The sequence below is a fragment of the Inquilinus sp. YAF38 genome (assembly GCF_052113205.1).
Lineage (GTDB): Bacteria > Pseudomonadota > Alphaproteobacteria > DSM-16000 > Inquilinaceae > Inquilinus.
The window spans coordinates 12,087-26,704 of sequence record NZ_JBFRCU010000004.1 but is presented as its reverse complement, the minus strand read 5'-3'; the positions used below and the strand labels follow the sequence as shown (position 1 = coordinate 26,704).

Sequence of the window (14,618 nt, the reverse complement as noted above, 5' to 3'; positions counted from 1 at the left end):
ACACCGTCCGGCGCGGGGCCGACAGCCGGTCCCGCGCCACCCCTGCCCCCGCATCCGAGGACCGGGAATGGCCTTTGTCGCCCGACGACTGTTCTTCTACCTGGTCGCCTTCCTGGTGGYCGCGAGCATCAACTTCCTGATCCCGCGGCTGATGCCGGGCGACCCGATCGACATCATGTTCTCGCAATCCGGCACCCGGTTGTCGGTCGAGAACCTGGCGGCACTGAAGCAGACCTTCGGCTTCGTCGACGGGCCGCTGTGGCAGCAATACCTGACCTATCTCGGCAGTGTCTTCACCGGCGATCTCGGCGTCTCGGTGAAGTACTTCCCGACCCCGGTCTCCGACGTGCTGGGCCGCGCCCTGAGCTGGACCCTGGTGCTGATGGGCGGGGCGACGGTGCTCAGCTTCGCCCTCGGCACGCTGCTCGGCATCGTCGCCGCCTGGCGCCGCGGCAGCCGCTTCGACGTCGTGGTGTCGACCACCGCCATCATCTCCACCGCCACGCCGGCGGTGGTGGTGGCGCTGTTCGGGCTGTTCGTCTTCGGCTTCACCCTGCAGTGGTTCCCGACCGGCTATGCCGCCGACACCTCGATCGACCCCGCCTTCTCCGCCCAGTACATCCTCAGCGTGCTGTACCACGCGATCCTGCCGGTCCTGACGCTGTCGGTGGTGCTGACCGGGGATTTCCTGGTCACCATGCGCAACAACATGATCAACCTGCTGGGCGAGGACTACATCACCATGGGCCGGGCCAAGGGCTTGGCCGACCGGCGGGTGATGCTGATGTACGGCGCCCGCAACGCCCTCTTGCCCGGCGTCACCAACCTGGCCATCGCCATCGGCAAGATCCTGGGCGGGTCGCTGGTGACCGAGGTGGTGTTCAACTATCCCGGCCTCGGCAACACCCTCTACAAGGCGATCCTTGGGCGCGACTATCCGGTGATCCAGGGGCAGCTCCTGATCATGACCCTGGCGATGCTGACCGCGAACTTCCTGGCCGACATCGCCTATGCCCGGCTCGACCCCCGGCTGCGCAGGAGCTGAACCATGCGGATGATCCTGGCTGCCCTGTCCAACCGCAAGGCCGCGATCGGCCTCGTCATCGTCACCTTCCTGCTGGTGATGGCGGTGATCGCGCCGCTGCTGACCGACTACAACCCGGCCCGCCGGGTCGGCCGGCCGCACGAGCCGCCCTCGGCCACCCATCTGCTCGGCACCACCCGCAACGGCTACGACGTCTTCGCCCAGCTGACCTACGGTGCCCGCACCTCGCTGGCGGTCGGCTTCGGCGCCGGGCTGCTGATCACCGTGATCGGCACCGCGGTCGGCATCACCGCCGGCTATCTCGGCGGCAAGGTCGACGAGGCGCTGAACTTCGCCACCAATGTCGTGCTGGTGATCCCGAACCTGCCCCTGCTTCTGGTGTTGGCCGCCTTCATCGGCCAGGCCAGCCCGCTGGTCATCACCCTGATCATCGGCGCCACATCCTGGGCCTGGGGCGCGCGGGTGACCCGGGCCCAGACCTTCGCGCTCAGGGAGAAGGAATTCGTGCGTTCGGCCGAAATGATCGGCGAGCCGCGCTGGCGCATCATGCTGTTCGAGCTGCTGCCGAACCTGGTGTCGATCGTCGGCATCAACTTCATCGGCAGCGTGATCTATTCCGTGATCACGGAGGCGACGCTGGAGTTCCTCGGCCTGGGCGACCCGCAGACCATCTCCTGGGGCATCATGCTGTTCAACGCCCAGAACGCCTCGGCCATGGCGGTCGGGGCGTGGTGGGAGCTGTTGTCGCCCTGCGCCGTGCTGGCCCTGCTGGGCGCCGGGCTGTCGCTGACCAACTTCGCCATCGACGAGGTCGCCAACCCGCAGCTGCGCATCGGCCGGTCGATGGCGCGGTGGAAGCGTCTGGCCCGGCTGCGGGAGGCGCGGCCATGAGCCCGGATGAGAGCGCCGTGCCGGAGCCGCTGCTGTCGGTGCAGGGCCTGACCATCGACTATATCGGCGACCGCGGCGACTTCCGGGCGGTCGACGACGTCAGCTTCGACATCGGCCGCGGCGAGGTGTTCGGCCTGGCCGGCGAATCCGGCTGCGGCAAGAGCACCATCGCCTTCGCCATCACCCGGCTGCACAAACCGCCGGCGCTGATCAGCGGCGGCGAGATCCGCTTCGACGGGCAGGATGTGCTGCGCCTGGACGGCGAGACGCTGCGCCGCTTCCGCTGGCGCGAGGTCGGCATGGTGTTCCAGAGCGCGATGAACGCCCTGAACCCGGTGCTGACGGTCGAGGCCCAGTTCCGCGACGTGCTGGCCACCCACACCGGCTGCAGCCGGGCCGAGGCACATGACCGCGCGGTCGAGCTGATGCGCATGGTCGACATCGACCCGGCGCGGCTGCGCGACTATCCGCACCAATTCTCCGGCGGCATGCGCCAGCGCATCGTCATCGCCATCTGCCTGGCGCTGAACCCGAAGCTGATCGTGATGGACGAGCCGACCACGGCGCTCGACGTCGTGGTCCAGCGCGAGATCCTGCAGCAGATCGACGGGCTGCGGCGCAAGCTCGGCTTCTCGATCCTGTTCATCACCCATGACCTCAGCCTGATGGTGCAATTCTGCGACCGCATCGGCGTGATGCTGAAGGGCAAGCTGGTCGAGGTCGGGGCGGCGCAGCAGATCTTCCGCGCCCCGGCCCATGAGTACACGCGCAAGCTCTGGGCCTCCTTCCCCTCGGTGCACGGGGCCCGGCGCACGGCGCTGCAGGACGCGGCGGAGGCATCATGACCCACACCCCCCTCCTCGCCCTCGAGCGCGTCGGCAAGCGCTTCGGGCCGCTGCAGGCGCTGGATGACGTCTCGATCGACCTCCATGCCGGCCGGGCCCTGGCGCTGGTCGGCGAATCCGGCAGCGGCAAGACCACCTGTGCCCGGATTCTCATGTTGCAGCACCAGCCCAGCTCCGGCCGGGTGCTGTTCCGCGGCCGCGATGTCGCCGCCCTGCACGGCACGGCCGAGCTGCTGGCCTATCGCCGCGCCGTGCAGATGGTGTTCCAGGACCCGTTCGGGTCGCTGAATCCGGTGCACACCATCTTCCACCACATCGCCCGCCCCCTCGCCCTGCATGCCGGCATCGCCGACCGCAAGGCGCTCAACGCCCGGGTGATGGAGCTGCTGGCGGCGGTGGAGCTGGAGCCGGACTCGACCGCGCCGAAATACCCGCACCAGCTGTCCGGCGGGCAGCGCCAGCGGGTCAACATCGCCCGCACCCTGGCGGTCGGGGCCGAGGTGGTGCTGGCGGACGAGCCGACCTCGATGCTCGACGTCTCGATCCGGCTCGGCGTGCTCAACCTGCTGGAAAGGATGAAGCGCGAGCGCGGCATGGCCTTCCTCTACATCACCCACGACATCGCCACGGCGCGCTACGTCGCCGAGGAGATCGCGGTGATGTATGCCGGCCGGATCGTCGAATGGGGCGACACCGGCGCGGTGGTCGACTCGCCGCAACACCCTTACACCCAGCTTTTGCTCTCCGCCGTGCCGGACCCGGAGCGGCCGTTCCAGGGCGAGGCCTCGCAGCTGCAATCCGACCTCGTCGCCCAGGCCCGCGACGCCGCCCGCATGACCGGCGGCGTGCGCCAGATCGCCGGCAACCATTTCGTACGGGCGGCCTGACGCTCACACGTCATGRCGAGCCCCGAAGGGGCGTGGCCATCCAGCGGTACCGGCGTCTGGATGGCCACGTCGCTGCACTCCTCGCCATGACGGGATGGACTGACGAGATCTCGAAGGCCCATGATTCCGACTTGCCGTCGCCGGCCGACTTCGCTTACCGTGCTTGAGAAAACGGTTTCTCACTCTAGTGGACAAGCGTCACGGAAGTGACAAGAGAAACCACTTTCTCACAGAGACGCGACCGGACTCGGCATGGACCAGAGGTCACCACGATCCGCTCCGAACGGGCCCGGCCGGCCGGTGACGCTGCGCGACGTGGCGCGGGCCGCCGGGGTCAGCGTCGCCACCGCATCGAAGGCGCTGAACGACCAGGGCCGGATGGCGGAGGAGACGCGGGAGCGGGTCCGGCAGACGGCCAAGGCGCTGGGCTTCCGGCCGAATGGGCTGGCGCAGAGTCTGTCGCGACGTCGTAGCTTCACCGTCGGCCTCTTGACCAACGACACCTATGGCCGCTTCACCCTGCCGGTGATGGCCGGCATCGCCGACGCGCTGGTCGACAATGGCGTGTCGGTCTTCCTGTGCAACATCGAGGACGACCCGCGGCTGGCCCAGACCCATGTCGATGCCATGCTGGAGAAGCGGGTCGACGGCATCATCGCCTCCGGCAAGCGCATCGACCGCCACCTGCCGGTCGACCTGTCCAACCTGGGCATCCCGGTGATCTACGCCTTCACCGAGCCCGACCCGGACTCGATCGGCTTCGTCTCCGACGACGAGGCCGGGGCGCGGCTGGCGGTCGAGCATCTCGCCCGGCTGGGCCGGCGGCGCATCGCCCATGTCACCGGCCCGTCCAGCTTCCGCGTCGTGCACCAGCGGGCCAAGGCCTACCGGGACGTGCTGCGCGAATCCGGGCTGGAGGAGCCCGAGCAGGGCGTGCTGACCGGGCACTGGACCGAGGCCTGGGGGCATGAGGCCGCCGGCTATCTGTTCGACGGCATCGGCCGCCCGCCGGACGCGGTGTTCTGCGGCAACGACCAGATCGCCCGCGGCGTCGTCGACGCGCTGCGCGAGCGCGGTCGCCGCGTGCCGGACGACGTCGCCGTGATCGGCTTCGACAATTGGGAGATCGTCGCCGCCGCGACGCGGCCGCCGCTGACCACGGTCGACATGAACCTGAAGGAGCTGGGCCGCGAGGCCGGGCTGACCCTGCTGAAGCTGGTCGACCGCCAGCCGACCGAGCCGGGCATCCGCAGGCTGCCCTGCCGCCTGATGGTGCGGGAGTCCTGCGGCGCCCCACCCGGCGGCTAAACGACCGATCAACAAGGCCGCCCCGAAGGACGGCCGAAACCGAGGGAGGACACGAGATGAAGCGTCTGATGCAGCGCCTAGCCGGGGGCATCGCCCTTCTGGCCCTCACCGTCTCCGCCGCTTCAGCCGAGACCTTCACCCTGTGGGTGCGGTCCGACGGGTCGAACTTCATGCCCCGCATCGTCGAGGCCTTCAACCAGAGCCACGAGGACAAGGCCGAGCTGCAGATCGTGCCAACCGCGGAGCTGGTGCAGAAATACGCCACCGCGGCCGCCGGCGGCGCCGCGCCCGACGCGCTGTCGCTGGACCTGATCTACACCCCATCCTTCGCCGCCGCCGGGCAGCTCGAGGACATCACCGACCTCGCCAGATCCCTGCCCTATTTCGACAAACTGTCGCCGGCGCATGTGAAGACCGGCACCTACAAGGACCGGATCTACGGACTGCCCTATTCCGCCGACAGCTCGGTCCTGATCTGGAACAAGAAGCTGTTCCGCCAGGCCGGCCTCGACCCCGACAAAGGCCCGACGACCTGGGCCGAGATCGCGGCGGCGGCGGAGAAGGTCGCAGCGCTGGGCGGCGACACCAAGGGCTTCTACTTCTCCGGCGCCTGCGGCGGCTGCAACATCTTCACCTTCACGCCGCTGATCTGGGCCAGCGGCGGCGACATCCTGACCGAGGACGGCGGCAAGGCGACGCTGGACACGCCGCAGATGCGCGACGCCATCGCCTTCTACCGCGACATGGTCAAGAAGGGGCTGGTGCCAGAAGGCGCGCGCACCGACACCGGGGCGAACTTCTTCGCCGCCTTCGCCCGCGGCAATATCGGCCTGGCCCCGTCCGGCGCCTTCGCCATCGGCGCGCTGAACACGCAGTTCCCGGACATCGACTACGGCGTCACCTTCCTGCCGGGGAAGACCGGCGGCTGGTCCTCCTTCGCCGGCGGCGACAATTTCGTCGTCACCAAGGGCACGAAGAAGCTGTCGGCGATCAAGGCCTTCCTCGACTTCTCCTACTCGCTGGAGGGGCAGACGCTCTTGGCCCGCTACGGCAGCCTGCCGGTGCGCAGCGACATCTCGGGCGAAGCGCTGAAGGATCTCGACCCCCGCTACAAGATCGCCGCCGAGGCGATGGAGAAGGGCCGGACGCCCTATTCCGTGGTGTTCAACGACATCATCAACAGCCTGAACAGCCCCTGGGCGCAGATGGTGAACGAGGTGTTCTTCGGCGACGACATCGACGCCTCCCTCGCCAACGCCCAGGAGACGATGCAGGGCATCATCGACAGCGCCCCGGGGAATTGAGACCCCTCCGAAGCCACGCCTCCACTCGCGAGGAGACCGGCATGATCTCGACGACCCAGGCCGCCGGCGCCATTCCGCGGGCCCTCGCCCGCCGCCGTCCGATCCGCCGGCACCAATGGGCGGGCTTCCTTTTCGTCCTGCCGGCGGTGGCGCTGGTGGTGGTGTTCTTCGTCGTGCCGCTGGCGATGACGGCGTGGATGTCGCTGCACAACTGGCCGCTGATGGGCGCGTCGCGCTTCATCGGCCTCGACAACTACCTCGCCATCGCCCGCGACACCCGGTTCTGGAACGCGCTGCGCTTCACCGCCCTCTACACCGTCGTCGTCACCATCGCGATCTTCTCCGCCGCCTTCCCGCTGGCGCTGTTCGTGGAGAAGCCGCGGCCCTTCAGCAGCTTCTATCGCACCGCCTATTTCCTACCCGTCGTGGTCGGTTTCGCCTCGGCCAGCCTGCTGTGGGCCTGGCTGCTGAACGTCGATGCCGGGCTGTTCAGCCCGGCGGCGGAGGCGGCAGGGCTGACCGCGGGCCGCGTCAACCTGCTGGCCGATTTCGACCCGGCCTTCTGGTCGATCATCGCCATGGTGGTGTGGAAGGTCGCGGGCTTCACCATGGTGATCCTGATGACCGGGCTGCAGGGCATCCCGGCCGACTATCTGGAAGCGGCCAAGATCGACGGCGCCGGCCCGTGGGCCCGGTTCCGCCGCATCACCCTGCCGCTGATGCGGCGGACGATCGCGCTGGCGCTGATCCTGTCGGTCACCGGGTCGATGCTGGCCTTCGACCAGTTCTACATCATCCTCGGCGGCGGCCCGCGCAACCAGACCGTGACCGCGGTCTACTGGATCTTCAACCAGTCCTTCGTCTCGTTCCGCCTGGGCTACGGCGCGGCGCTGTCGATGGTGCTGCTCGCCATCCTGCTGGTCCTGAGCGTCGTCCAGCTGCGCCTGCTGCGCCATCCGGAGGGTGAGTCATGAGCGCCGCCGTGCCGTTGCACCGGGCCGCGCCCGGCTTCCTGCTGCAGGCGGCGGCGCTGATCGCGGCGCTGCTGTTCATGGCCCCGATCGCCTGGACCATGCTGGCCAGCCTCAAGCCGGCGACGGAGGCCAACCTGCCGCCGCTGCCGCCCTGGCCCAGCGCGGGCTGGAGCACCGACAGCTACAAGGCACTCGACGCCTTCGGCGCCGGCGTCGGCCACTATGCCGGCAACAGCCTGACCGTCGCCCTCGCCACCGCCGCCATCACCTCGGTCGTCAGCCTGCTCGGCGGCTACGGCTTCTCGCGCTTCCGCTTCCCGCTGAAGAACGCGCTGTTCGTGCTGGTCATCGCCACGATCATGATCCCGTTCCAGTCGATCCTGACGCCGCTGTTCCTGCTGCTGTCCAAGCTGGGGCTGCAGAACACGCTGGCCGGGCTGGTGCTGGTCTACGTCACGCTGCAGCTGCCCTTCTCGATCTTCATGATGCGCAACGCCTTCGACGCAGTGCCGCGCGAGATCGAGGAGGCGGCGCGGATCGACGGTGCCGGCAGCCTGCAGCTGCTGGCCCGGGTGATGCTGCCGCTGGTGTTTCCCGGCATCGTCACCGTGGCGCTGTTCGCCTTCCTGGCCGCCTGGAACGAGTTCCTGGCGGCGCTGATCCTGCTGACCGACCAGGACAAGTTCACCCTGCCGATCCTGATGACCGCCGTCCGCTCCGGCCGCTTCGGCGCCGTGAACTGGGGCGCGGTGCAGGCCGGCGTCACCGTGATGATGATCCCCTGCCTGATCCTGTTCCTCGCCCTGCAGCGCTTCTACATCCGCGGCCTGACGGCCGGCGCGGTGAAGTAGGCGCATTCCCTGACCGACCGTTCGATCAATGGAGTTCCGGATGACCCTCGCCCTCGCCGCCGAGACTGCGCCCCGCGCGCGCTTCCGCCCGCCCGCCGTGCCGCAGGTCGAGGTTCGCGGCTTCTGGGGCGGCCGCATCGACGCCGTCTGCGCCAGGACCGCCGACACGCTGTACCAGCGCTGCGAGGAGGCCGGGATGCTGCAGCAGATCGACCCCGACGCGCCCTCGCCCGGGGTGAAGATCCCGTTCCATGGCGGGCTGGTCACCGCCCAGATGTTCTGGGATTCGGATTTCGGCAAGGTGATCGAGACCGCCGCCTATTGCCTGCAGCGCACCCCGAACCCGGAGCTGGAGCGCAAGGTCGACCATGTCATCGAGCTGTACGGCCGGCTGCAGCAGCCGGACGGCTATCTCAGCAGCTGGTACCAGCGGATCCAGCCGGGGCTGCGCTGGACCAATCTGCGCGACTGCCACGAGCTGTACTGCGCCGGCCACCTGATCGAGGGCGCCGTCGCCTACTACCAGGCCACCGGCAAGCGCCGGCTGCTGGACATCATGTGCCGCTTCATGGACCACGTCGCCACCGTGCTCGGCACCGGCGCCGGCCAGAAGCCCGGCTATTGCGGCCATGAGGAGATCGAGCTGGCGCTGGTCAAGCTGGCCCGCGTCACCGGGCAGCCGAAATACATGGACTTGGCCCGCTACTTCATCGACGAGCGCGGCCGGCAGCCGCATTTCTACGACGCCGAGGCGCGCGAGCAGGGCCGCGACCCGCAGGACTACATTTTCAAGACCTACGAGTACAACCAGTCGCATCTGCCGGTGCGCGAGCAGGACAAGGTCGTCGGCCACGCTGTCCGCGCCATGTACCTGTACAGCGGCATGGCCGACATCGCGATGGAGTATGGCGATGACGGCCTGCGCCTGGCGCTGGAGCGGCTGTGGCGCGACCTGACGAGCAAGCGCCTCTACGTCACCGGCGGGCTCGGCCCTTCCGCCGACAATGAGGGCTTCACCGCCGATTACGACCTGCCGAACGAGAGCGCCTATGCCGAGACCTGCGCCGCGGTCGGGCTGGTGTTCTGGGCCGGCCGGATGCTCGGCCTCGGCCCCGATGCCCGCTATGCCGACATGATGGAGCTGGCGCTGTACAACGGCGCCGCGTCCGGCCTGTCGCTGGATGGCGCCACCTTCTTCTACGAGAATCCGCTTGAGAGCCGTGGCGGCCACCATCGCTGGACCTGGCACCGCTGCCCCTGCTGCCCGCCGAACATCGCCCGGCTGACCGCCTCGATCGGCAGCTATATGTACGGCCAGTCCGAGGACGGCATCGCCGTCCATCTCTACGGCGACAGCACCGCCACGCTCGATGTCGCCGGCGGCAAGGTCCGGCTGACCCAGACAACGCGCTACCCCTGGGACGGCGCCATCGCCCTGACGGTCGAGCCGGAGGCGCCGGCCGGCTTCACCCTGCATCTGCGCATCCCCGGCTGGTGCCGGAAGGCCAGCCTGTCGGTCAATGGCGAGCCCCAGGATCTCGCGACCGTCACCCGCAACGGCTATGCCGCGATCACCCGGCGCTGGGCGGCCGGCGACACGGTGCGGCTGGACCTGGACCTGGCGGTCGAGCGGATCCACGCCCACCCCGAGATCCGGCACGATGCCGGCCGGGCCGCGATCCGGCGCGGGCCGCTGGTCTATTGCCTGGAGGGCGTCGACCACGGCGTGCCGCTGAACAGCGTGGTGCTGCCGGCGGATGCGGCACTGACCGCGCGCGAGGAGCCCGGCCTCTTGGGCGGGGTGGTGACGCTGGAGGGCGAGGCCCGAGCCGGATCACCGGCGGATTGGGGTGACGAGCTGTACCGCACCGAGCCGCCGGCGGAGCGGCCGGTGCGGATCAGGGCGGTGCCCTACTACGCATGGGACAACCGCGATCCGGGCGAGATGCTGGTCTGGGTGCGGACGGCCTGACCGGGAACCCTGGGCCGGTAACCGTCATTGGCAGGGTAACGGCCAACTGTGAGCTTGGACGGAGCGAGTGCGAGGCTATGCCGACCGGCGCGTCGCCGAAGACGAGACCCCGGACGCCCGACGCCGGAAAGCGATTGGACGGAGAACGCCGAAGCCCCTGAGAACGATCTGGGCGCTCGCCATCCTGTTCGGGATGATCCTCGCGGTCACGTTGTTCCTCGGCCTGTGGCGGCTGCCCTGATCACCAGGGCAGCAGGAACCCGGCCAATGCCAGCAGCAGCGCCGGCGGCATCACCAAGAGGCCAAGGCGCAGGAACTGCAGGGCCCCGACCTCGATCCCTTCGCGGCGCAGGGCCACCAGCCAGAGGATGGTGGCCAGCGACCCGGTGACCGACAGGTTCGGGCCGAGATCGATCGCGATCAAGGCGGCTCCGGCGATCTGCGGCGGCATCGGCGCCTGGGCCAGGGTCGATTGCACGATCAGCCCGGCCGGCAGGTTGTTCATCAGGTTGGTCGCGACCGCCACGATCGCGCCGGTGCCCCAGGCGGCGCCGTCGACCGAGCCGGCGGCGGCCTGCTGCAGCGTGGTGGCCAGGAGATGGACCACGCCGGTGCGGGCCAGCCCCTCGACCAGCACGAACAGCCCGGCGACCAGCGGCAGCACCTCCCAGGAGATGCGACGCAGCAACCCCCAGGGCGCGGCCCGGCGATGCAACAGCACCGCCGCGGTGGTCAGGAGGCCGGCCAGCGCCGTCGGCAGGCCGAGATCGCGCCCAAAGGCCGAGGCCAGCAACAGCACCACGGCGGTGACGCCGAGGCCCCAGGCCGCCATGTGGCCGCCCGGCGGCAGGGCCGGCACGGTCACCGCGGTCGCGATCGGTGCGCGCAGCGCCTCGGCCTGGGTCAGCCGAAGGGCGACGAAGGTAGCGCCGATCGCCAGCGCCGACGGCAGCGCGAACCAGGACAGCCAGGTCAGCAGCGGCGGCATCTGGCTGCCGAACACCACCAGGTTGGCCGGATTGGAGATCGGCAGCACGAAGCTGGCGGCGTTGGCGATGAAGGCGCAGATGAACAGATAGGGCAGCGGCGCCGCCCCGGCCGCCCGTGCCACGGCATAGACCGCCGGCGTCAGCACCACGGCGGTGGCGTCGTTCGACAGGAACACGGTGACGACGATGCCGACGACATAGGTCAGGCCGAACAGCCGGCTGGCCGACCCGCGCGCCTTCCGGGCCGCGATCGCCGCCGCCCAGTCGAACAGGCCCTCGGTCCGCGCCAGCTCGGCCAGCAGCATCATGCCGATCAGGAACAGGTAGACATCGGCGCCCTTGCCGATCGCCGCCAGGGCGTCGGTGACGGGCAGCAGCCCGAACCCGACCAGCGCCACGGCGCCGATCGCCGCCCAGATCGCCTCGGGTAGGCGCCAGGGCCGCAGGATCACCCCGCCCGTGGCCAGCGCGGCGATGCCCCAGGTGGCGGCGGCGCCGTCGGTCAGCAGGCTCATAGTTCTTCTCCGGGCGAGGAAGTCGCATCTCCTAGCCGGCCGCCGTTTCCGCGGCAAGAGCCGTCGGCGGTGACATTTTTCGTCCTCTGCGCGTTGAGTGACAGGAGATGAAGCGAGGGATCCCGCGCGTGAGGGTCATTCGAAGTGCCGCCGTCGACGAGGAATGCCCGCCCGAAACGTCCGTGCTGCGGCCGCGGCGGAACGTCTGGCGGATCGAGCACGCCCACCGCGCCGCGGTGCTGGTCGACGCAGCCGCTTATTTCGGGGCGCTGCGATCGGCGATGCGGCAGGCGAAACACCGCATCCTGGTGATCGGCTGGGACATCGACAGCCGCACGCCACTGGTCGGCCCCGAGGGTGAGCCGGCGGACGGGCTGCCGAAGTCGCTGGGCGACTTCCTCTGCGCCCTGGTCCGCGAAAGGCCGGAGCTGTCGGTCAAGCTGCTGCTGTGGAACTATTCGCTCTATTACGCGCTGGAGCGCGAGCCGCTGCCGCTGCTGACCCTGCAATGGAGCACGCCGCCGCAGATCGAGCTGTGCCTGGACGACGAGATCCCGGTCGGGTCCTCGCACCACCAGAAGATCGTGGTGATCGACGATACGGTCGCCTTCGTCGGCGGGCTCGATCTGACCATCCGGCGCTGGGACACGGCCGAGCACCGGCCGGAAGAACCCGGCCGCATCGACCCCGCGGGTGTCCCCTACCCGCCTTTTCACGACGTGCAGATGGCGGTCGACGGCCCCGCCGCGCGGGCCTTGGGCGACCTGGCCCGGTGGCGCTGGGAGCGCAGCAGCTGCGAGGCACTGCCCGCCATCGCCGCCCGGTCCGTTCCCTGGCCCGAGGGGCTCAAGGCCGATTTCGGCGATGCCGCGGTCGGCATCTCGCGCACTCTCCCGCTCTATCCCGGCGAAGGCGAGGTGCGCGAGATCGAGGCCCTGTATGAGGACATGATCGATGCGGCGCAGGAGACGATCTACATCGAGAACCAGTTCCTGACCTGCACTCGCATCGCCGAGCGCTTGGCTCGCCGGATGCGGGAGGTGCCCGGATTGCAGGCGGTGCTGACGGCGCCGCGGATCCATCACAGCTGGGTCGAGCACCGCGCCATGGCAGCGGGCCGCATCCGCTTCCTGGAAATCCTGCGCGCCGCCGGCGTCGGCGACCGCGTCCGGCTGCTGCATCCCCAGGCCGGCCACGACGGCGGGACCGTCGACATCATGGTCCATTCCAAGCTGATGATCGTCGACGACCGGCTGCTGCGGATCGGCTCCGCCAACCTGTGCAATAGATCGATGGGTGTCGACAGCGAATGCGACCTGACCATCGAAGCCATGAACCCGGCGGAGCGCCAGGCCATCCGGGCGGTGCGCGCCCGGCTGCTCGGAGAGCATTGCGGGGTCGACCCGGCGGAGATGGAACGGCGGATCCGTGCAGCCGGGTCGCTTCTGGCCGCCATTGACACGACGGGAGACGGAGAACGCCGCTTGAGACCGATCGAGGACGGCCAACCGGCCGCGGAGGAGCGAGGCTGGACCATCGCGGCGGTGGCCGATCCGCGCCACCCGCTGCCCGCGACCGGCCTGGTCGACCGCGCCCTGGCCTCGGTGAAGGCACGCTGGCGCGGCCTGCTGCGCATCGCCCCGATCGTCGTCGCCGCCCTGCTGCTGGCACTGGCCTGGAGCACCACCGACCTCGCCGGCTGGGCCCAGCCGGAGCGGCTGCAGCAGTCCTTGCACGGCCTGGCCGGCACCGGCTGGGGGCCGCCTCTGGTCATCGCCGCCTTCGTGCTGGGCGGCATGGTGATGTTCCCGGTGACAGTGCTGATCGCCGCCACCGCCGCCGCCTATGGAGCCTGGCCGGGGCTGGCGTATGCCGGGGCCGGCGCGCTGGCGAGCGCGCTCGCCGGCTATCTGGTCGGAATGCTGGCCGGCGAGAAGGCCCTGCGCGCTGTGATGGGGCCGCGGCTGCACCGGATCCGGGACGGCACCGCCCGCCGCGGCATCGTCGCCGTGGCCACCATCCGGCTGGTCCCGATCGCGCCCTTCACCCTGGTCAACCTGGTCGCGGGCGCGGCGCGGATCCCGATCCTGGACTTCACCCTGGGCACGGCCATCGGGCTGGCGCCGGGGCTGTTGGTGCTGTCGACGCTGGGCGACCGCCTGCTGTCGATCCTGAACGACCCGTCGCCGGCGCAGATCGGCATCCTGCTGGCGGTCATCGCCGCCTGGATCGCGCTGTCGGTCGGGCTGCAGGCCCTGGTCAGCCGGAGGCGGCGTTCCCGGTCGTGACGGATGCGCCGATCCGCCTGCTGACCTGGAACATCCATGCCGGCATCGGTCCGGACGGCCGCTACGACCTGGACCGGGTGATCGCCCTCGTCCGCCGGCATGAGCCCGACATCATTGCCCTGCAGGAAGTGGATTCGCGCGGCCGAGGCACAGGCCCGGACTCGCCGTTCGCCCAACTCGCGGCCGCACTCGGCAACCACACCGCCGCGGCGCGGACCATCGTCGCACCTGACGGGCATTACGGCCATCTCCTGATCAGCCGCTGGCCCCTGTCCGCCATCCAGCTGCACGACCTGACCCATTCCAGCCGGGAGCCGCGCTGCGCCATCGAGACCATGGTCACCGCCCCGGGCGGGCCGCTGCACATCGCTTCGGTGCATCTCGGCCTCGCCTTCGCCGAGCGGCGGCGCCAGGCGGCGATGCTGGCGCGAATCGCCGACAGCGCGGCGCGGACCTCGGTGATGCTCGGCGACTTCAACGACTGGACCTGGAACGGCGCCGTCCGGCGGTCGCTGGCCGAAGTGCTGCCGGGCCGGACGCCGCAGCGCACCTACCCGGCCCGCTGCCCCGTGCTGACGCTGGACCGGGTGTATTGCCGGCCGCATCACGCCCTGATCCGCAGCTGGGTCGATCCCGAGGGCCGTCACGTCTCGGACCATCTGCCGCTGATCGCCGAGATCCGCGTCGACCCGGTGCCGATGGCGTCGGAACCGGCGATCCGGGCCGCTCGTTGACCAGGCAAGCCCGCC

Annotated in this window: 13 protein-coding genes; 12 read left to right on the top strand and 1 reads right to left on the bottom strand. The window is 69.8% G+C overall.

The features are described 5' to 3' along the window. The first annotated feature begins 67 nt into the window (after positions 1–67). The 10 genes from AB4Z01_RS02625 (at position 68) to AB4Z01_RS02580 (ending at position 10,318) form a co-directional block, all read left to right on the top strand. A complete protein-coding gene (locus tag AB4Z01_RS02625; RefSeq protein ID WP_441690317.1) occupies positions 68–1,045 on the top strand; it encodes an ABC transporter permease in 978 nt (325 codons plus the stop codon). 3 nt (positions 1,046–1,048) lie between these two features. Beyond that, a complete protein-coding gene (locus AB4Z01_RS02620; RefSeq protein WP_441690316.1) occupies positions 1,049–1,936 on the top strand; it encodes an ABC transporter permease in 888 nt (295 codons plus the stop codon). Further along, positions 1,933–2,781, top strand: a complete 849-nt coding sequence (locus AB4Z01_RS02615) for an ABC transporter ATP-binding protein (RefSeq protein ID WP_441690314.1) — start codon at positions 1,933–1,935, stop codon at positions 2,779–2,781. Before AB4Z01_RS02620 ends, AB4Z01_RS02615 begins: the two co-directional genes overlap by 4 nt. Further along, positions 2,778–3,668: an ABC transporter ATP-binding protein gene (locus AB4Z01_RS02610; RefSeq protein ID WP_441690311.1), complete on the top strand. Its 891-nt coding sequence runs from the start codon at positions 2,778–2,780 to the stop codon at positions 3,666–3,668. Before AB4Z01_RS02615 ends, AB4Z01_RS02610 begins: the two co-directional genes overlap by 4 nt. Positions 3,669–3,920: 252 nt before the next feature. Beyond that, positions 3,921–4,976: a LacI family DNA-binding transcriptional regulator gene (locus tag AB4Z01_RS02605; protein WP_441690308.1), complete on the top strand. Its 1,056-nt coding sequence runs from the start codon at positions 3,921–3,923 to the stop codon at positions 4,974–4,976. 56 nt (positions 4,977–5,032) lie between these two features. After that, positions 5,033–6,280, top strand: a complete 1,248-nt coding sequence (locus tag AB4Z01_RS02600; RefSeq protein WP_441690305.1) for an ABC transporter substrate-binding protein — start codon at positions 5,033–5,035, stop codon at positions 6,278–6,280. A gap of 41 nt (positions 6,281–6,321) precedes the next feature. Next, a complete protein-coding gene (locus AB4Z01_RS02595) occupies positions 6,322–7,254 on the top strand; it encodes a carbohydrate ABC transporter permease (RefSeq protein WP_441690303.1) in 933 nt (310 codons plus the stop codon). After that, positions 7,251–8,105: a carbohydrate ABC transporter permease gene (locus AB4Z01_RS02590; RefSeq protein WP_441690300.1), complete on the top strand. Its 855-nt coding sequence runs from the start codon at positions 7,251–7,253 to the stop codon at positions 8,103–8,105. Before AB4Z01_RS02595 ends, AB4Z01_RS02590 begins: the two co-directional genes overlap by 4 nt. Before the next feature lie 40 nt (positions 8,106–8,145). After that, the gene (locus AB4Z01_RS02585; RefSeq protein WP_441690298.1) at positions 8,146–10,077 is read left to right on the top strand and encodes a glycoside hydrolase family 127 protein; all 1,932 of its coding nucleotides are present in this window, start codon (positions 8,146–8,148) and stop codon (positions 10,075–10,077) included. Positions 10,078–10,144: 67 nt separating this feature from the next. Next, positions 10,145–10,318 carry a hypothetical protein gene (locus tag AB4Z01_RS02580; protein ID WP_441690295.1) on the top strand — a complete coding sequence of 58 codons (174 nt, stop codon included), beginning with the start codon at positions 10,145–10,147 and terminating at the stop codon, positions 10,316–10,318. On the opposite strand, the gene AB4Z01_RS02575 is transcribed toward AB4Z01_RS02580, so the two are convergent. After that, positions 10,319–11,581 carry an arsenic transporter gene (locus tag AB4Z01_RS02575; protein ID WP_441690292.1) on the bottom strand — a complete coding sequence of 421 codons (1,263 nt, stop codon included), beginning with the start codon at positions 11,579–11,581 and terminating at the stop codon, positions 10,319–10,321. Between the two features lie 128 nt (positions 11,582–11,709). Here AB4Z01_RS02575 and AB4Z01_RS02570 point away from each other — a divergent pair, with 128 nt between their 5' ends. Further along, positions 11,710–13,869, top strand: coding sequence for a VTT domain-containing protein (locus AB4Z01_RS02570; protein ID WP_441690289.1), 2,160 nt, complete (start codon positions 11,710–11,712; stop codon positions 13,867–13,869). Continuing rightward, positions 13,866–14,603, top strand: a complete 738-nt coding sequence (locus AB4Z01_RS02565) for an endonuclease/exonuclease/phosphatase family protein (RefSeq protein WP_441690287.1) — start codon at positions 13,866–13,868, stop codon at positions 14,601–14,603. Before AB4Z01_RS02570 ends, AB4Z01_RS02565 begins: the two co-directional genes overlap by 4 nt. Positions 14,604–14,618 lie beyond the last annotated feature (15 nt).